This is a genomic window from Actinacidiphila acididurans (assembly GCF_016918855.1).
Taxonomy (GTDB): Bacteria; Actinomycetota; Actinomycetes; order Streptomycetales; family Streptomycetaceae; genus Actinacidiphila; species Actinacidiphila acididurans.
On sequence record NZ_JADKYB010000002.1, the window covers coordinates 508,300 to 526,604 of the forward strand.

An 18,305-nucleotide genomic window follows, 5' to 3' on the forward strand; every position below is an offset into this window, starting at 1 on the left:
TTGGTGGTCAGGAGAGCAGGTCAACCGCTTCCCCGCGCGCGGTCTGCAGCACCTTGAGCGTGAGGGCCGCCAGGCAGGCCAGGACCAGCCGGTTGTCGACCCGCGGGTCGTGGACGGTGACGTCGAGGCGGGCGGCGCGGGAGACCACGGCGACGTTGAAGCCCGCGCAGTCCGGCGCGGCGAACCGAAAGGTCATCAGCCCCGCGTAGTCGAGCCGGAATCCGAAGCCGATCCGGTCCATCGCCCCGGACACCCGGTTGAAGTTGAGCTTCGCCACCCGGTCCACGGCGTGGCCGGTGAGCGGCGGCAGCCCGGGCTGCACCACCCGCCAGCGGGTGGGGTCGGCCACGGTGGTGGTCCGCAGCCCGCCGTGCAGGGGGTGGACGTCGGCGTCGGCGACCTTGCCCCCGGTGAGGTTGACGATCCCGAACGGCGTGCCGGTGCCGTCCAGGCCCCCGGACTCCGACAGCGTGCCGACGACCGCCGTCAGGCCCGGGCCGGCGAACAGCTCATAGGCCGCGCGCTTGCGCAGCGGTCCCACCTTGCTGAGCCGGGCCATTGCCGGGGCGTTCGGCGACGGGCGGACCTCCAGGACGGTCCGGTTGCGGTGCAGGCCGACCGCCGCACCGAACGAGGTGAGCGCGCGGAGTTCGGCGTCCGCACCGGGCATGGGCTTCTCCTATCCGGTTTCCGGGAGGTGCCGGTGGCCACTGCCGCGTACCGGGCACGCGCAGGTGCCGTACGGGACGCCGGCCCGGTGGTGCGGGCGGCCGGGACGTACCCGGCCGGCCGCACCGGTGGGGTCAGGACTTGCGGTTGCGGCCCGGGCGCCACAAGGGGAGGCCGTCGAGGATGTCCCGGCGGGGGTGGCGCATGACGCGCAGGGTGAGGGCGGCCAGGCAGGCCAGGATCAGGCGGCGGTCGACGCGGGGGTCGTGGACGGTGACGTCGAGGCGTGACTTGCGGGACGTCAGGACGACAGTGAAGCCCTCGCAGCCCGGGGCGCTGAACTTGAAGGTCAGCGTCACGAAGTAGTCGGGGGCCCAGATGTCGATGCCGATCTTGTCGGTCGCGTCCGTCACCGCGTTGTGGAACAGCTTCGTCGGCCCGTCCATGGCCCGGCCGGTCAGCGCGGGCAGCCCGGGCTGGACCACCCGCCAGTGGCTGGGGTTGTCCACCACGTAGTCGCGCAGCCCGCCGCTGAGCGGATGGATGTCCGCGTCGGGGACCTTGCCGTTGCTGAGGTTGACGATGCCCACCGGTGTTCCGGCCGAGTCCAGGATGCCGCTCGCCGAGAGCTGCCCGGCGGGCGTCTTCAACCCCGGCCCGGTGAACAGCTCGTAGGCCGCGCGCTTGCGCAGCGGCCCGACCTTGGTGAGCCGGGCCACCGCCGGGACGCCGTCCGCCGGATGGATGTCCAGCGTGGTGCGGTCCCGGTGCAGCCCGATCAGCGCGCTGAACGAACCGAGCGCCTGGAGTTCCGCGGCCTCTTCACCGGCCACGGCGGTCCTCCTCCGGCCGTGCGCCCAGGCCGCTGCCGGGGCCGTCGCCCCAGGCGTCGTGCCGCCGGGCCGGGCCGCCCACGACACCCGTGGGACCGGCCTGCTCCGCCGACCGGGGCGCGGGCACCGGGCGGCCGTTGCGCTGGGCGACGACCACCCGCATCTGTTCCTCGATCAGCGGCTTGATGTCGTCGACCTCGGCGCCCTCCTCCAGACGCCGGTAGATCTCCCGCGCGATGGCCTGCTGCTCGGGTGTCTGCGCCAGCGCCATGCCGGCCAGGAACTTCGGGCTCGGCCCGGGCAGGTCGTCGTCGGCCGGCGGGCCGTCCGGGCCGCCGGGGTAGTCAAAGCTCACGGTTGATCGTCCTCCCCGCTGTCACGGCGTCGGCAGAATAGCAATGCGGGCGGCCCCCAGCGTGGGATCCCAGCCGCCTGTCTTCTCGAACGCGAAGCCCTTCTGCCGCTCCTGGTCCACCAGGCTGTTGATCTCACCGGACACGTCCCAGGGCTGCGAGAACGCCTTGATCGCCGCCTGCACGTCCGAGACGATCTTCGAGACGGCCGCCTTGATCTTGTCGTAGATCGCGTGGATCGCCTTGATCGCGGAGATCACGCCCTTGATGATCCGGTAGATCTTGTACAGCGTCCACAGGCCCGCGACGATGTCCGCCACCGGGTCCTCGGGGCCGCCGCCGACCGCCTCGATGGCCGCGTCGCCCTCCGCCGTCTCGACGAGCTGCTTAAGTTCGTCGTTGATGAGCCGGGTGATGGCCTGAAGGGCCGCCTGGACCAGGGCGGTGACCGCGTAGTAGCCGTCGCGGAACACGTTGGCCACGACCTTCGCCGCGTCCCCGATGCCGCCCGAGCCCATCGTCCAGCGGAACAGCAGGGAGTCGAAGGCGGTCGCCGCGTCGCCGGTCCACTCGCCGCCGAGCCGGACCGAGCCCTTCCGGCAGGTGCCGGAGACCGTGTATATGCCGTCGCCGAGCTGGTCGTACGCCTCCTGGAGGTACTTCAGCCGCCCGTAGTTGCCGGTGATCGGCTGGAAGATCAGCTCCACCAGGCTCTGGCCCGTGAAGTGCTTGAAGATGCCGTCGGCCATGCTCAGGATGTGGCCGCTCAGGTTGCCGGAGCCCTTCAGGCCCTGGTCCTTCCAGAACTCCTTCGAGCCGGGGTTGTTGCCGACGCCGAGGGCGGTGAGCTGGTGCTCGATGTTCTTCGCCGTGACGTCCCCGGCCTCGTCCAGGTCCCCCGCCTTCAGGCCCGGGTCCTCGTCGGTGAAATCGCCGAGGTGCTCCATGCCCGGGACGACGCCGATGTCGGGGAAGCCGGGGAGGGGCTTGCCGTAGATGCCGGCGAAGCTCTGGGCGGTGATGTGTTCGTGCGTGGAGTAATCGGTGCCGGTTTCGCGGGCCTTGCCCGCGACGCCCGTCATGCCCGCCGAGCACTGGGACAGCTTGCCGCTGAAGGCGTCGGCTATTTTCGGGGCGAGTTCCTGGATGGGCAGCACCAGCAGACCGTTGAGGTCCGAGGCGTCGTGGCAGTGGGCGCTGACCCAGTTGTCCAGTTCCTTGAAATGTCCCGACTGCTTGTCCATCAGTCCGGCATAACTGTCGAAATCTCCTTTTGGCGGCACCTTCAGCTTGTCCGTCATACCTCTTCTTCCTTGTCCGTCCGGTCGGCGGCGCCCGGAGCGGATCCCCCGCTCAGCATTCCCGCCGTGCACAAGTCACCCTGCCATTCGTTGGATTGACGCAACCACACCCTTGGCCGGTTTCTGTGCCTTTCTTCGCCGGACGTCCCCGCTGTGACGGCCGGCGATCACCGACGTGACCGGGCCGTGACCGCGCCTCGACCGCGCGGGAGGGTGCGTACGGACGTGGCCTCAGGACCGCATGGGGCACAGATTTCGTCGCGTAACCAAAAGGCAACAACGGAATCCCTTGTTGGAGGCGACTGCCTCTGCCAGGATCGGCCACCAATCCAGGGTTTGGCCACGGGAGGCACCACGTGACGGACGTGGCGGAGGAGTTCGCCGGCGGCGCCCAGTTCGTGGCGGGCGAACGGCGTGCCGGGACCGGCGGGGACGCGTGTTCCGTGGTGGACCCGGCGACCGGCCGGACCCTGTGGACATATGCGGCCGCGGGCCCGCAGGACGTGGACGACGCGGTGGCGGCGGCCCGGGCGGCGCTGCCGGGGTGGGCCGGGACGAGCCCGGGGGAGCGCGGCGAGGTGCTGCGCGCCCTCGCGGACCTGTTGCGCGACCGAGCGGGGGAGTTCGCCGCGGCCGAGACCGCGCAGTGCGGCAAGCCGATCCGGCTGAGCACCGGGTTCGACGTGCCCGGCACGGTCGACAACACGGCCTTCTTCGCCGGCGCCGCCCGCATGCTCGAGGGCAGGGCGGCGGCCGAGTACAGCCCCGACCACACCTCGTACGTGCGGCGCGAACCGGTCGGCGTGGTCGGCTCGATCGCGCCCTGGAACTACCCGCTGCAGATGGCGGCCTGGAAGATCCTGCCGGCCGTGGCCGCGGGCAACACGATCGTCCTCAAGCCGTCCGAACTCACCCCGCTGACCAGCCTGATGTTCGCCCGGGCGGCGACGGACGCGGGCCTGCCGCCGGGCGTGGTGAACATCGTCAGCGGCACGGGACCGGCGGCCGGCGAGCACCTGGTGACGCACCCGGACGTCACCATGACCTCCTTCACCGGCTCCACCGCGGTCGGCCGGCGGGTCGCCGAACTCGCCGCCCGCACGGTCAAGCGGGTCCACCTCGAACTCGGTGGCAAGGCGCCCTTCGTGGTGTTCGACGACGCCGACCTCGAGGCCGCCGTGCACGGCGCGGTGGCCGGCGCGCTCGTCAACGGCGGCCAGGACTGCACCGCCGCCACCCGCGCGTACGTGCAGCGCCCGCTGTACGACGCCTTCGTCGCGGGCGTCGCCGACCTGATGGCGACCGTGCGCATCGGTGACCCGCGCGATCCGGACACCGACCTCGGGCCGCTGATCACCACCGCGCACCGCGACCGGGTCGCGGCATTCGTCGAGCGGGCCCGCGGGTACGCCACCGTCGTCACCGGGGGAGCGGTGCCGGACGGCACACCGGCGGCCGCGGCGTACTACCGGCCGACCCTGATCACCGGGGCCGCGCAGGACAGCGAGGTGGTCCAGCGGGAGATCTTCGGGCCGGTGCTGGTGGCGCTGCCGTTCGACTCCGACGACGAGGGGCTCGCGTCGGCCAATGACTCCGGTTACGGGCTGGCCGCGTCCGCCTGGACCCGGGACGTCTACCGCGCGGGCCGGGCGAGCCGGGAGATCGCCGCCGGATGCGTCTGGATCAACGACCACATCCCCATCGTCAGCGAGATGCCGCACGGCGGCTGGAAGTCCTCCGGCTACGGCAAGGACATGTCCGTGTACTCCTTCGAGGAGTACACCCAGGTGAAGCACGTGATGTCCGACAACACCGCGGTGGCCCGCAAGAGCTGGCACCGCACGGTCTTCGCCGGCCGCTGACCCCTACGGCCGCGCCCGCCCGCCCGTACGCCGCAGGCCGGACCGTCCCCCGTACCACCGCACCCGCACCACCGTCCCCGTACCACCGGCCCCCGCACCACCGCCCCGCGACCGCCAACCCGCCGACCGCCCACCCCGGCCCCCGGCCGGACACCCGGAAGGGCAGCAACCGATGGACCCGTACGAGACCCTGTCACCGCCGCAGCGCGCGGCCATGGTCCGCAGCATGACCAGCGGCCGGGGCGCGCTGACCCGGCGAAGTCTGCTGCGTGCCGCGGGGCTGGGCGCGATCGCCACGGCGGGCCTGACCGCCTGCGGCATACCCGCGGCCGGCAAGCAGGGCGCCATCGCCTCGACCGACCACTCGGCGCAGGAGAAGGTGATCGACTTCTCCAACTGGCCCGAGTACATCGACGTCACCGACGACGGCAAGCACCGGCCGACGCTGGACGCGTTCACCAAGCGCACCGGCATCAAGATTGTCTACACCGAGGACATCAACGACAACGTCGAGTTCTTCGGCAAGATCAAGCCGCAGCTCGCCGCCGGGCAGGACACCGGGCGCGACCTGATGGTGCTCACCGACTGGCTGGCCGCCCGGATGATCCGGCTCGGCTGGGTGCAGGAGCTCAACCCGGCGAACCTCCCGCACGCCTTCGCCAACCTCGCCCAGCGCTTCCGCACCCCGGACTGGGACCCGGGCCGCGCCTACTCCTATCCCTGGCAGGGCATCGCGACCTGCATCGCCTACAACAAGAAGGTCACCAAGGGGCGGACGGTCGACTCGGTGTCCCAACTGCTGGACGACCCCTCCCTGAAGGGCAAGGTCGCCATGCTCTCCGAGATGCGCGACACCGTCGGGATGACCCTGCTCGACATGGGAAAGCAGCCGGAGGACGTGGACGACACCACCTTCGGCGAAGCCGTCGGCCGGGTGCAGAAGGCGGTCGACAAGGGCCAGATCCGCAAGTTCACCGGCAACGAGTACACCGACGGCCTGAGCAAGGGCGACATCGGCGCGTGCCTGGCCTGGGCCGGCGACCTGGTGCAGCTCCGGCTGGACAACCCGGACATCGAGTACGTCTTCCCCGACGCCGGGTTCATGTTCTCCTCCGACAACCTGATGGTCCCCAACAAGGCGCGGCACAAGACCAACGCCGAGCGGCTCATCGACTACTACTACGAACCGCCGGTCGCGGCGCAGTTGTCGGCGTACATCAACTATGTGTGCCCGGTGGCCGGCGTGGAGCCGTATCTCGCCAGGATCGACAAGTCGCTGGCGACCAATCCGCTGATCGTCCCGGACGCCGCCATGGACGCCAAGGGGCACGCCTTCCGCTCGCTGAGCGAGACCGAGGACTCGCGGTACGAGGAGAGGTTCTCCAAACTCATCGGCGCCTGACGGCCGCCGTCCCCGTACCCCCCGCGTACTCCCGAGAGCATCCCCACGAGGACACCCCCATGACGACTCCCCGCACCACCCCCGGATCCACCCCCGACCCGGCCCCCGGATCCGCGCCCGGCGCCACACCCGAGACCGTCCCCGCCGCCGCCTCCGGAACCGCCCCGGCCCCCGGCACCGACTCCGCGGCCGCGCCCACTCCCGACGCGCCCCCCGACGCCGTCCTGCTCGGCGGCCTCGGCAAGCGCTACGGCTCCTTCACCGCCGTCCACCCGCTGGACCTCGCGGTGCCCAAGGGCTCCTTCTTCGCCCTGCTCGGCGCCTCCGGCTGCGGCAAGACCACCACACTGCGGATGATCGCCGGCCTGGAACCGCCCACCTCCGGCTCGGTACGCCTGGGCGGCAAGGACGTCACCGCGCTGCCCGCGTACAAGCGCCCGGTCAACACCGTCTTCCAGAACTACGCGCTCTTCCCGCACCTGGACATCTTCGAGAACGTCGCCTTCGGGCTCCGCCGACGCGGCATCAAGTCGGTGAAGAAGCAGGTCGGCGAGATGCTCGACCTGGTGCAGCTCGGCCCGCTGGCCCGCCGCAAGCCGCACCAGCTCTCCGGCGGCCAGCAGCAGCGGGTCGCGGTCGCCCGGGCGCTGATCAACCAGCCCGAGGTGCTGCTGCTCGACGAGCCGCTGGGCGCGCTGGACCTGAAGCTGCGCCGCCAGATGCAACTGGAGCTCAAGCGGATCCAGACCGAGGTCGGCATCACCTTCATCCACGTCACCCACGACCAGGAGGAGGCCATGACCATGGCCGACACCGTCGCGGTGATGAACGCCGGCCGGGTGGAGCAGATGGGCGCGCCCGCCGACCTGTACGAGAACCCGGCCTCCACCTTCGTCGCCAACTTCCTGGGCACCTCCAACCTGATCGAGGCCGAGGTCGCCTCGGTCGCCGGCGGCGTGCTGCACCTGACCACGGCCGGCGGCCCGCTCACCCTGCCCGCCGCCCGGTGCGCGGTCCCGGCCGCGGTCGGGGGAAAGGTGCTCGCCGGGGTCCGCCCGGAGAAGATCACCCTGGCGCACCGGGACGACGAGCAGCGCATACCCGCCGGCCGCAACCGCGTGACGGGCCGGATCGCCGACTCCAGCTTCATCGGGGTCTCCACCCAGTTCGTGGTGGACAGCCCGGTCGGCGCCGCCCTGGAGGTCTTCGTGCCCAACGTCGACCGCGACCAGCGGCTCGTACCCGGCGCCGAGGTGGTCCTGCACTGGAACCCCGAGCACACCTTCGGCCTCGACGCGGCCCAGGACATCGACGCCGGCACCGACGAGGAGGAGGCAGCGTGAGCGGCACCGCCACCGCATCGGTCAACCGGCCGCCCGGATCGCCCGGGTCCCCGAACGGCTCGGGCGCAGCCGCCTCCGCGTCCCTGCCGCCCGAACTCGCCCGCGCCGCCCGCCGCCGGCGCCTGGTGCCGTATCTGCTGCTGCTCGCGGGCGTCGCCTGGCTGCTGGTGTTCTTCGTGGCGCCGATGGTGTACCAGGCGTCCACCTCGGTGCAGACCGGCTCCCTGGAGGCCGGTTTCAAGGTCACCTGGCACTTCGCCACCTACTGGGACGCGCTGCACGCGTACTGGCCGCAGTTCGTGCGCTCGCTGGCCTACTCCGCCATCGCCACCGTGCTGTGCCTGGCCATCGGCTACCCGCTGGCGTACACCATCGCCTTCCGGGCCGGCCGCTGGCGCAACGTGGTGATGATGCTGGTCATCGCGCCCTTCTTCACCAGCTTCCTGATCCGCACGCTGGCCTGGGAGACCATCCTGGCCGACCAGGGCCCGGTGGTGTCCTTCCTCAACCACGTCCATGTGCTGGACGTGACCTCCTGGCTCGGCGTCACCTCCGGCGACCGGGTGATGGCCACGCCGCTGGCGGTGGTGTGCGGCCTGACGTACAACTTCCTGCCGTTCATGGTGCTGCCGCTGTACACCTCGCTGGAACGGGTGGACGGGCGGCTGCACGAGGCGGCCGGCGACCTGTACGCCACCCCGTTCACCACCTTCCGCAAGGTGACCTTCCCGCTGTCGCTGCCCGGAGTGGTGGCCGGCACCCTGCTCACCTTCATCCCCGCCTCCGGCGACTACATCAACGCCGAACTGCTCGGCTCCACCAATCAGAAGATGGTCGGCAGCGTCATCCAGTCGCAATTCCTGCGCGTGCTGGACTACCCGACCGCCGCCGCCCTGTCGTTCATCCTCATGGCCGTGATCCTCGCGATCGTCACCGTCTACATCCGCCGGGCCGGAACGGAGGAGCTGGTCTGATGCGTGCCGTCCGCTGGATCCGCCGCAATCTCGTGGTGATCGCCGGGGTGCTCACCCTGGCCTACCTGATCGTGCCCAACCTGGTGGTGCTGGCCTTCTCCTTCAACAAGCCCAAGGGCCGCTACAACTACACCTGGAACCACTTCTCCACCGACGCCTGGCGGCATCCGTGCGGGGTCCCCGGGATGTGCGGCTCGCTGGGCCTGAGCCTGCGGATCGCCGTGTACGCGACGATCGGCGCCACCGTGCTGGGCACCATGACCGCCTTCGCGCTGGCCCGCTACCGCTTCCGCGGCCGGGCCGCCACCAACATGCTGATCTTCCTGCCGATGGCGATGCCCGAGGTGGTGATGGGCGCCTCGCTCGGCACCCTGTTCCTCAACATGCGCATCCAGTTCGGCTTCTGGACCATCCTGATCGCGCACATCATGTTCTGCCTGAGCTTCGTGGTCACGGCGGTCAAGGCCCGGGTGATGAGCATGGACCCGCGCCTGGAACAGGCCGCGCAGGACCTCTACGCCTCCCCGGCGCAGACCTTCCTGCGGGTCACCCTGCCGCTGGCCGCCCCCGGCATCGCGGCCGGCGCCCTGCTGTCCTTCGCGCTGTCCTTCGACGACTACATCATCACCAGCTTCAACGCCGGCAACTCGGTGACCTTCCCGATGTACGTCTGGGGCTCGGCGCAGCGCGGCACACCGGTGCAGGTCAACGTGATCGGCACCGCGATGTTCCTGCTCGCGGTGGTGCTGGTGCTGGCCGGGCAGCTCGTCGCGGGCCGCCGCAGGGCGCGGGCCTGAACGGGGCGCCGTGGCGGAGGGGCCTGAGCAGGGCGCGCCTGACCGGCGCGTCATCGCGCAGGACCATGGAAGAGACGACCGAGAGCGAAGGTGCCCGACGCCATGGATCCAGCCCGCAGCCTCGCCGAAGCCGAGCCGGTGCCGTACTGGCTGGACGACCCCGGCCGGCCCGCCGCCGGGCCCGCGCTGACCGGGGAGGAACACTGCGGCCTGCTGGTGGTCGGCGGCGGCTACAGCGGGCTGTGGACCGCGCTGCTGGCCAAGGAGCGCGACCCGGGCCTGGACGTGGTGCTGATCGAGGCCGCCAGGATCGGCTGGGCCGCCTCGGGCCGCAACGGCGGCTTCTGCGCGGCCAGCCTCACCCACGGCCCGATGAACGGACTGGCCCGCTGGCCGGAGGAGTTCGCCCGGCTCCAGGAGTTCGGAGCGCGCAACCTCGACGCCATCGAGGAGGCGGTCGGCCGGTACGGCATCGCGTGCGACTTCGAGCGCACCGGCGAGATCGACGTGGCCACCGCGCCGTACCAGGTCGAGGAACTGCGGGAGGTCGCCCGCGTCACGGCCGGCCAGGGCGTCGGGCTGGAGTTCCTGGACCGGGACCGGGTGCGCGCCGAGGTCGACTCGCCCACCTTCCACGCCGGCCTGCTGGACCGGCGCGGCGTCGCCATGGTCCACCCGGCGAAGCTCGCCTGGGGCCTGCGCCGGGCGGCGGCGCGCGCCGGAGTACGGATCTACGAGCGCACGCCGGCCACCGCGCTGGCCCGCGACGGCGCCGCCCTCGCGGTGCGCACCCCCTACGGCCGGGTCCGCACCCACCGGGTCGCCCTCGGCACCGGCGTCTTCCCGTCACTGATCCGCCGGGTCCGCCCGTACACCGTGCCGGTCTACGACTACGCGCTGGTCACCGAGCCGCTGGACGCGGGCCGGCTGGCCTCGCTCGGCTGGCGCGGCCGGCAGGGCCTGGGGGACAGCGGCAACCAGTTCCACTACTTCCGGCTCACCGCCGACAACCGGGTCCTGTGGGGCGGCTACGACGCGATCCACCCGCGCGGCGGCCGGCTCGACTCCGGCTACGAGCAGCGGCCCACGACATTCCTGACCCTGGCCCGGCACTTCTTCGCCTGCTTCCCGCAACTGGAAGGGGTCCGCTTCAGCCACGCCTGGGGCGGCGCCATCGACACCTGCACCCGCTTCTCGGCGTTCTTCGGCACCGCGCACGGCGGCCGGGTGGCGTACGCGGCCGGCTACACCGGGCTCGGCGTCGGCGCCACCCGGTTCGGCGCCGAGGTCATGCTCGACCTGCTGGCCGGCGAGCCCACCGAACGCACCCGGCTGGCCATGGTGCGCCGCAAGCCCGTGCCCTTCCCGCCCGAGCCGCTGGCCTCCGCCGGCATCGAGCTGACCCGCTGGTCCCTGGCCCGCGCGGACGCCCACCAGGGGCGCCGCAACCTGTGGCTGCGCGCCCTGGACCGGGCCGGCCTGGGCTTCGACAGCTAGCGCCGCTCACCAGGAGCGCCTGAGTCCGATCGTCCACCGGTTCGAACCACGAAAATGTGACCTGGATCACCTGACTTCGGGCAGAAGCCGCGTAATAGGCCCGGCACACCCCGCTCTCCTCCCTGACCGCATTCGTCGGATGCGTTCGTCGGACGCGAGTGAGAGGGAGGGCCGCCATGGGCGGGGACGGCGGGACGAGGAGCGCGGTGGACTGGCTGGTGTCGGTCGCCGCGGACCCCGAGGGGTGCCGTTTCGAATGGGAGCGCAACCCGCTGGGCGTCACCCTGCTGCCGGCCGGCCGGCTGTGGGACGTGCTGATCCTGACCGGTGAACTGGGCTACGCCACGCTGGACGTGCTCACCCGGCTGATGGACCGCCCCGGCCCGGTGCTCTCCGACTTCGGCGACGCGCGGATGGGCTTCTTCGTGCCGCCGGGCACCGCCACCCGCTGGCTGGGCTCAGGTGTCCGCGCGGCGGGCCGCGGCACCTGGATCGTGGTGCCCTATCCGGGCCGCCCCACCGGCGGCGTGCGCTGGCTGGTCCCGCCGGACGGCACCGGGCACCTGACCGACCCGGTGGTGCTGGAACTGGCCATGCACGAGGCCGCCGCACAGCTCGCCGGCGGGTGAGGCCGACATCGGGGAAGGTCGGCGGTACCGGAGCACGGCGTCAGGGCAGGCCGGCCACCGCATGGGTTCTTGTCCGCGGCGCCCCGGGCTGGACACACTGGCCGCATACGACGAGGAGGGTCAGCCCGTGACTACGCGCATCACACACTGGATCGCCGGCCGGTCGTGGTCCGGCACCGCCGAGCGGCAGGGGGAGGTGTACGACCCGGCGACCGGCACCGTGACCGGCCGGGTGGACTTCGCCGGGCCCGAGGTGGTCGACGAAGCGGTCGGCGCGGCCCTGGCGGCCTTCCAGGACTGGCGGAACACCTCGGTCGCCCGGCGCACCACGGTGCTCTTCGCCTTCCGGGAACTGCTCAACGCCCGGCGCGAGGAACTCGCCGCGATCATCGTCTCCGAGCACGGCAAGGTGCACTCCGACGCGCTCGGGGAGATCGCCCGCGGTCTGGAGGTGGTGGAGTACGCCTGCGGGATCCCGCACCTGCTCAAGGGCGGCTTCACCGAGCAGGCGTCCACCGGCATCGACGTGTACTCCCTGCGCCAGCCGCTGGGCGTGGTCGGGGTGATCTCGCCGTTCAACTTCCCGGCCATGGTGCCGATGTGGTTCTTCCCGATCGCCATCGCCGCGGGCAACGCCGTGGTGGTCAAGCCGTCCGAGAAGGACCCCTCGGCGGCGAACTTCCTGGCCGGCCTGTGGCGCGAGGCCGGGCTGCCCGACGGGGTGTTCAACGTGGTCCACGGCGACAAGGCCGCGGTGGACCGGCTGCTGGAGCACCCCGACGTCAAGGCGGTCTCCTTCGTCGGCTCCACCCCGATCGCCCGGTACGTGTACGAGACCGGCACCCGGCACGGCAAGCGGGTGCAGGCACTGGGCGGGGCGAAGAACCACATGCTGGTGCTGCCCGACGCCGACCTGGACCTGGCCGCGGACGCCGCGGTGAACGCCGGCTTCGGCGCGGCCGGCGAGCGCTGCATGGCCGTGTCGGTGCTGGTGGCCGTCGACCCGGTCGGCGACGCCCTGGTCGAGCGGATCAAGACCCGGATGGCCGCCCTGACCGTGGGCCCCGGCAGCGCGCCCGCCTCCGAGATGGGACCCCTGGTCACCGGCGCCCACCGCGACAAGGTCACCGCCTACCTGGACAGCGGCGTCACCGACGGCGCCGACCTCACCGTCGACGGCCGCAAGCACCCGGTCACCGGCGAGGGCACGGTCGGCGGCTTCTGGCTCGGCCCGACCCTCTTCGACCGGGTCCGGCCGGGGATGTCGGTCTACGACGACGAGATCTTCGGCCCGGTGCTCTCGGTGGTCCGCGTCGGCTCCTACGACGAGGGGCTGGTGCTGATCAACGGCAATCCGTACGGCAACGGCACCGCGGTCTTCACCAACGACGGCGGCGCCGCCCGGCGTTTCCAGCACGAGGTGGAGGTCGGCATGGTGGGCATCAACGTGCCCATCCCGGTGCCGGTCGCCTACTACTCCTTCGGCGGCTGGAAGTCCTCCCTGTTCGGCGACGCGCACGCCTATGGCGAGGACGGGGTGCGCTTCTTCACCCGCGGCAAGGCGGTCACCCAGCGCTGGCTGGATCCCTCCCATGGCGGAATCAACCTGGGCTTCCCGACGAATCAGTGACCGGGGGCTCATGGGTGACCGGAGGCTCGCCCTCCCGTGGCCGGTGCGCCAGCGCGCCGGCCGCGGTCACCCACGGCAGCAGCACCGCCGCCAGGCACCAGCTCGCGGCCACGTCCAGCGGCCAGTGGTAATCGCACCACACCAGGGCCACCCCCACCGCGAGCACCAGCAGCGCGGTGCCCGCGACCAGGATGCGCCGCAGCAGGCCGCGCAGCCACGGCAGGAGCAGCAGCAGCGCCGCCCCGTACGCCACCGACGAGGTGGCGGTGTGCCCGGACGGGAACCAGCCGTAGCCGCTCGGGTCGGGGTGGGTGCTGCCGGGCGGCGGGCGGTGCACCCCGTCCTTGACGGTGACCACCACCAGCGGCACCAGCGCCATCACCAGCGCACCCGCCAGCGGCGGCAGCCACCAGCGGCCCAGCCCCGCCCGCCGGCCCCACCAGGCCGCGGCGCACACCGCGACGAACAGCACGGGCACGGCCGCCTGGATGTTGCCGAGTTTGCACAGGTAGTGGGCCGGGGTGTTCAGCCCCGGGTGCGCGGCCGAGCGGCGCAGCACCGCGTGCAGCAGGTGCCGGTCGGGGCCGAGCAGTACGCCGTGCCCGGCGACCTGCCAGGTCAGCAGCACGAAGAGGAGAGCGCCCGCGGCCGAGACGGCGTAGAGGACGCGCAGCAGCCGGAAAAGAGCCAGCCGCCCCGGAACAGGGGGGAGAGTTCCGGGGCGACCAGGGCGATCGCCGGTCCGTCCGTCCCGGGGGGTGTGGGACGAACGGCCTACCGATCGGCGAGGATTGCCGGGACCGGCCTCGGACCCGGCGGTGTCGTGCGCGAGGGCACTGCCGAGCCGGTGATGGGGATTCACCGGCGCGTTGTCGCCCGTGGCTTTCTGGGGAGTCCGCCACGTGCGGGGTGTTCGTGAAAAACGGTACGTCATCCGAGTGCCGCCAAGGCCGCCGATCACCCCTCCGCCATCAGGCCCGCACACCTTCTTCACGACCCCTTTCGTCCCGCCACGTCCGGAAGCCCGGCCGCCGTCCCGGCAGCCGGGCGCCCGCGCGGATCACACGCCGGCAAGGGCCTCCTCGATGATGTCGAGTCCCTCGTTCAGCAGATCCTCGCCGATGACGAGCGGCGGAAGGAAACGCAGCACGTTGCCGTAGGTGCCGCAGGTCAGCACCACCAGGCCGGCCGCGTGGCAGGCCTTGGCCACGGCCGAGGTCACCGCCGCGTCCGGCTCCTTGGTGCCCGGCTGCACCAGCTCGATCGCGATCATCGCGCCGCGCCCGCGGACCTCGCCGATCACCGGGAACTTCTCCTGCATCGCGCGCAGCCGCGGTGTCATGATCTCGCCGATCCGCCGGGCCCGGGCCGGCAGGTCCAGCTCCTGCATGGTCTCGATGGCCCCCAGCGCCGCGGCGCACGCCACCGGGTTGCCGCCGTAGGTGCCGCCCAGGCCACCGACGTGCGCGGCGTCCATGATCTCCGCGCGCCCGGTGACCGCGGCCAGCGGCAGGCCGCCCGCGATGCCCTTGGCGGTGGTGATCAGGTCCGGCACCACACCTTCGTCCTCGCAGGCGAACCACTGGCCGGTGCGGCAGAAACCGGTCTGGATCTCGTCGGCGACGAACACGATCCCGTTCTCCCGGGCGAACTGCGCCATGCGCGGCAGGAAGCCGCGGGCCGGCACGATGAAGCCGCCCTCGCCGGCGATCGGCTCGATCACGATCGCGGCCACGTGCTGCGCCCCGATCTGCTTGGTGATCAGGTCGATGGCCTGGGCCGCGGCCTCCTCGGCGGCGTTCTCCGGCCCGGTCAGCCAGCGGTAGGGATAGGGCAGCGGCACCCGGTACACCTCGGGTGCGAACGGTCCGAAGCCCTCCTTGTACGGCATGTTCTTCGCGGTCAGCGCCATCGTCAGGTTGGTCCGGCCGTGGTAGCCGTGGTCGAACACCACCACCGCGGGCCGCTTGGTGTACGAGCGGGCGATCTTCACCGCGTTCTCCACCGCCTCGGCGCCGGAGTTGAACAGCGCCGACTTCTTCGGGTGGTCGCCCGGGGTCAGCTCGGCCAGTTTCTCGGCGACCGCGACGTACTCCTCGTACGGCGTGACCATGAAGCAGGTGTGGGTGAAGTCGGCGAGCTGGGCCGCGGCCCGGCGCACCACGGCCTCGGCGCTGTTGCCGACCGAGGTGACGGCGATGCCGGAGCCGAAGTCGATCAGCCGGTTGCCGTCGACGTCCTCCACGACGCCGCCGCCGGCCCGGGCCACGAACACCGGCAGGGTCACCCCGACCCCGTTCGCCACCGCGGCCGACTTGCGGGCGAGCAGCTCCTGCGACTTCGGTCCGGGCACGGCGGTGACGAGCCGGCGCTCCTGGGGCAGTTCGGTCATGGCGGAGATCTCCCTCGTACGTCCTGCTTGCGGCCTGTCCTGCGGTTCCTGCGTGTCCCCTTTCCGCAGGCTAGGCTCCCCGCTCCGGCGCCCGCATACGCCGCCGGGTCCCACTGCGGCCCCCGGATGCGCCGCCACGGCCAGTGCGCGCGGCCCCTCCCGCTCCCCACTTACCGCCCCAAGATCCTTTTTCCGGCGTAGCGGCTCCACTACATTGAGCGCATCGTCGGAGACGAGGGGCGAGGGGCACGCGCCGATGAACGCCAAGGACTACGAGGGCACGCCGGGTTACGGCCACGGGGTGCCGCAGCGGCCCGGGCATGCCCCGGTGCCGCGCCCGGCCGCCCCGCCGCCCGCGCCCCCGCAGGCGCCGCCGATGTCCGCGGTGGAGCGCTGGCTGCGCGCCCCCCGGGTGTCCGACGCGCCCGGGGTGTTCGCCTACGAGCACGTGCCCCGGCAGCCCGACGACCCCGACCGCGTCACCGACCGCCGGCTGATCGGCGGCGCGCTGCTGTCGTTCCTGACCGGCGTGCTCGTCTGGTCGCTGCTCCACAACGGCTACATCCCGTTCTGGCGCGAGCCGCTGACCCTGCTCACCCCGCGCGACTGGTGGAACGGCGGCGGGCTCTCCCGCCCCGAGGCCGTCGCCGACAACCTCTACAGCGTGCTGTGGTCCGCCCTGCTGGCCTACTACTTCGGCCGGATCGGCAACTGGGCCGAGGTGCCGCGCCGCTACCTGACCACGCCCGCGCTGCGCGCCTGGGCCGCGCTCGCCGTCGGCCTGGTGATCTGGGAGCTGAGCTGGAAGGGGTACGTGCCGATCCTGGGCGCCGTGCTGCCGCTGTTCCCCGCCTCCTGGATCGAGGGCGGCGGCGACAAGTACACCGCGGCCTTCGTCACGTACACCATCTACGCCGCGGTGGCGCTGCTGATCGCCTGGCCGTGCGCGAAGTACGGCGGCTGGTTCGATCTGCTGCGCGGGCGGGCCGGGACCGGGCCGGACCGCCCGCAGCCGCGCCCGGGCACGGGCGGCGCGGCCGGTGCCGGGCAGCCCGGGCCGAGCCCGGCCGAGTGGCCCGAACTGCGGGCCGCCGGCCACCACGACGCGGCCGAGCGGCTCACCCGCGAGGTGACCCTGGGCCGGATGAACGACGTGGACTGCATCCGGATCCGCCACGCCTGGGACCTGGTGCGGGCCACCCACGAAGGCGCCCGCGAGTTCACCGACACCGTGCTGCGCCTGGGCGGCGCGACCGGCGTCCACCCCTCCGGCGACCGCGACCTGCCGGCCCGGGCCGCCCCGCACGACCTGCTCACCGGCCAGGTCCGGATCGGACAGGGCGTGGCCGACAAGCGCAACGGCTACCACTACCGCGGCTCCGGCCTGGCCCTGGACCCCACCCTCCTCGGCACCGGCCTGCTGATCGTCGGCCCGCCCGGAGCCGGCAAGACCCGCCAGGTGATGCGGCCGGTCGCCGAGTCGCTGTGCCTGCACGCGCTCACCGGCCAGGCCGCGGTCATCGCGGTGGCCGGCGCCGACGCCGACCTCGGGCCGCGCGAGTCCTACGACGTGGTCATCTCGCCCGGCAACCCCGCCTCCCGCTACGACCTGGACCTCTACGGCGGCACCGCGGACCCCGACCAGGCCGCCTGGCTGCTGGCCCAGGCCCTGGTCGACGGCCCCGAGGCCGAGCAGCGCCGGGCCGCCACCGCGCTCGGCCAGCTCCTCGGCCCCTACGCCGCCGCCCACGGCCACTTCCCGTCGGTGCCGCTGCTGCGCGAACTGCTGGACGGTGTCGAGCACGTCTACGCCGACCTGCGCGGCGCCCTGGACGCGGCGGGCGCGCCCGCGCTGGTGCGCGAACTCGACGCCAGGCAGCGGCAGTCCGCCCGGCCCGGCGACATCGGCAGTCAGCTCGCCGACCGGATCGCGCTGCTCGACCGGCCCGCCTTCGCCGGCTTCTTCGACACCTCCGGGCGCACCCGGCCGTTCTCCATGGACGCGCTCGCCCACCCGCTGCGGGTCCGCGTCGAACTGCCCGAGAGCGGCCACGCCGAGGCGTCCCGCATCCTGGTGCGGCTGCTGATCGCCCAGTTCACCGCCACCGTGCTCGCCCGGCGCGACCGCTCCCAGTTCGCCTGCCTGCTGGTGGACGACGCGGGGCACGCCGTCACCCCCGGCACGGTGCGCGCCCTGTCCTCGCTGCGCTCGGCCAACGCCGGCATGGTGCTCGGCCTGCGCACCCTGGACGACGTGCCCGAGGCCCTGCGCGCCTCACTGGTCGCCTCGGCCGGCTGCCGGATGGCGCTCGCCGGGGTCACCCCCTGGGACGGCCGGTTCTTCGCCGAGGCGTGGGGCACCACCCGGGTGGAGACCCGCGACGTGACCCGCACCCCCGACCAGTCCGGCGGCCTGCCGCGGCGGCTCAGCCGCGGGGTGCGCCGGGTGTTCACCGGCGAGACGGTCACCACCGAGTCCGTCACGGTCCGCGAGGTGGAACGCGAGCGCTGGTCCGCCTCCGATCTGGCGCACACGGTGCCGGCCGGGCACGCGGTGCTGTCGCTGACCACCACCGGCGGTCAGTCGGCCGCGCCGGTGCTGCTGGACCTGCGGGCCTGAAGG

The 18,305-nt window shown here is 72.5% G+C and carries 15 protein-coding genes; 9 read left to right on the forward strand and 6 right to left on the reverse strand.

The features are described from left to right. Positions 1 to 7: 7 nt before the first annotated feature. From ITX44_RS05255 to ITX44_RS05270, 4 genes are all read right to left on the reverse strand, one after another. A complete protein-coding gene (locus tag ITX44_RS05255; protein ID WP_205355777.1) occupies positions 8 to 670 on the reverse strand; it encodes a hypothetical protein in 663 nt (220 codons plus the stop codon). A 133-nt stretch (positions 671 to 803) separates the two neighbouring features. Next, positions 804 to 1,502 (reverse strand): hypothetical protein, encoded by a 699-nt coding sequence (locus ITX44_RS05260; protein WP_205355778.1) that lies wholly within the window; start codon positions 1,500 to 1,502, stop codon positions 804 to 806. After that, complete coding sequence (locus ITX44_RS05265; RefSeq protein WP_205355779.1) at positions 1,492 to 1,857, reverse strand: hypothetical protein; 366 nt, start codon at positions 1,855 to 1,857, stop codon at positions 1,492 to 1,494. The genes ITX44_RS05260 and ITX44_RS05265 overlap by 11 nt, the downstream gene beginning before the upstream one ends. A 21-nt stretch (positions 1,858 to 1,878) precedes the next feature. Continuing rightward, positions 1,879 to 3,156, reverse strand: a complete 1,278-nt coding sequence (locus ITX44_RS05270) for a hypothetical protein (RefSeq protein ID WP_205355780.1) — start codon at positions 3,154 to 3,156, stop codon at positions 1,879 to 1,881. 356 nt (positions 3,157 to 3,512) lie between these two features. On the opposite strand from ITX44_RS05270, the gene ITX44_RS05275 reads away from it, so the two are divergent. From ITX44_RS05275 to ITX44_RS05310, 8 genes are all read left to right on the forward strand, one after another. After that, positions 3,513 to 5,018, forward strand: coding sequence for a gamma-aminobutyraldehyde dehydrogenase (locus ITX44_RS05275; RefSeq protein WP_205355781.1), 1,506 nt, complete (start codon positions 3,513 to 3,515; stop codon positions 5,016 to 5,018). A 172-nt stretch (positions 5,019 to 5,190) separates the two neighbouring features. Continuing rightward, complete coding sequence (locus ITX44_RS05280; protein ID WP_205355782.1) at positions 5,191 to 6,420, forward strand: polyamine ABC transporter substrate-binding protein; 1,230 nt, start codon at positions 5,191 to 5,193, stop codon at positions 6,418 to 6,420. A 59-nt stretch (positions 6,421 to 6,479) separates the two neighbouring features. After that, positions 6,480 to 7,763 (forward strand): ABC transporter ATP-binding protein, encoded by a 1,284-nt coding sequence (locus tag ITX44_RS05285; protein WP_205355783.1) that lies wholly within the window; start codon positions 6,480 to 6,482, stop codon positions 7,761 to 7,763. An 83-nt stretch (positions 7,764 to 7,846) separates the two neighbouring features. Further along, a complete protein-coding gene (locus ITX44_RS05290; RefSeq protein WP_236060129.1) occupies positions 7,847 to 8,737 on the forward strand; it encodes an ABC transporter permease in 891 nt (296 codons plus the stop codon). Beyond that, positions 8,737 to 9,534 (forward strand): ABC transporter permease, encoded by a 798-nt coding sequence (locus tag ITX44_RS05295; RefSeq protein WP_205355785.1) that lies wholly within the window; start codon positions 8,737 to 8,739, stop codon positions 9,532 to 9,534. The genes ITX44_RS05290 and ITX44_RS05295 overlap by 1 nt, the downstream gene beginning before the upstream one ends. Before the next feature lie 102 nt (positions 9,535 to 9,636). After that, complete coding sequence (locus tag ITX44_RS05300) at positions 9,637 to 11,031, forward strand: NAD(P)/FAD-dependent oxidoreductase (RefSeq protein ID WP_205355786.1); 1,395 nt, start codon at positions 9,637 to 9,639, stop codon at positions 11,029 to 11,031. A 176-nt stretch (positions 11,032 to 11,207) separates the two neighbouring features. Then, entirely contained in the window at positions 11,208 to 11,660 is a 453-nt protein-coding gene (locus ITX44_RS05305; protein WP_205355787.1) for a hypothetical protein, read from the forward strand. A gap of 127 nt (positions 11,661 to 11,787) precedes the next feature. Continuing rightward, positions 11,788 to 13,290, forward strand: a complete 1,503-nt coding sequence (locus ITX44_RS05310; protein ID WP_307795102.1) for a CoA-acylating methylmalonate-semialdehyde dehydrogenase — start codon at positions 11,788 to 11,790, stop codon at positions 13,288 to 13,290. On the opposite strand, the gene ITX44_RS05315 is transcribed toward ITX44_RS05310, so the two are convergent. Beyond that, positions 13,262 to 13,918, reverse strand: coding sequence for a phosphatase PAP2 family protein (locus tag ITX44_RS05315; RefSeq protein WP_307795103.1), 657 nt, complete (start codon positions 13,916 to 13,918; stop codon positions 13,262 to 13,264). The genes ITX44_RS05310 and ITX44_RS05315 overlap by 29 nt on opposite strands. Positions 13,919 to 14,350: 432 nt before the next feature. After that, positions 14,351 to 15,682 (reverse strand): 4-aminobutyrate--2-oxoglutarate transaminase, encoded by a 1,332-nt coding sequence (gene gabT, locus ITX44_RS05320; RefSeq protein WP_205355790.1) that lies wholly within the window; start codon positions 15,680 to 15,682, stop codon positions 14,351 to 14,353. A 256-nt stretch (positions 15,683 to 15,938) separates the two neighbouring features. On the opposite strand from gabT, the gene ITX44_RS05325 reads away from it, so the two are divergent. Continuing rightward, positions 15,939 to 18,302 (forward strand): type IV secretory system conjugative DNA transfer family protein, encoded by a 2,364-nt coding sequence (locus ITX44_RS05325; protein WP_236060025.1) that lies wholly within the window; start codon positions 15,939 to 15,941, stop codon positions 18,300 to 18,302. Positions 18,303 to 18,305 lie beyond the last annotated feature (3 nt).

Coding starts and splice junctions, on each gene's coding strand:
- ITX44_RS05255 (WP_205355777.1), bottom strand. CDS start 670: ATGCCCGGTGCGGACGCCGAACTCCGCGCGCTCACCTCGTTCGGTGCG.
- ITX44_RS05270 (WP_205355780.1), bottom strand. CDS start 3,156: ATGACGGACAAGCTGAAGGTGCCGCCAAAAGGAGATTTCGACAGTTAT.
- ITX44_RS05280 (WP_205355782.1), top strand. CDS start 5,191: ATGGACCCGTACGAGACCCTGTCACCGCCGCAGCGCGCGGCCATGGTC.
- ITX44_RS05285 (WP_205355783.1), top strand. CDS start 6,480: ATGACGACTCCCCGCACCACCCCCGGATCCACCCCCGACCCGGCCCCC.
- ITX44_RS05295 (WP_205355785.1), top strand. CDS start 8,737: ATGCGTGCCGTCCGCTGGATCCGCCGCAATCTCGTGGTGATCGCCGGG.
- ITX44_RS05300 (WP_205355786.1), top strand. CDS start 9,637: ATGGATCCAGCCCGCAGCCTCGCCGAAGCCGAGCCGGTGCCGTACTGG.
- ITX44_RS05305 (WP_205355787.1), top strand. CDS start 11,208: ATGGGCGGGGACGGCGGGACGAGGAGCGCGGTGGACTGGCTGGTGTCG.
- gabT (WP_205355790.1), bottom strand. CDS start 15,682: ATGACCGAACTGCCCCAGGAGCGCCGGCTCGTCACCGCCGTGCCCGGA.
- ITX44_RS05325 (WP_236060025.1), top strand. CDS start 15,939: ATGAACGCCAAGGACTACGAGGGCACGCCGGGTTACGGCCACGGGGTG.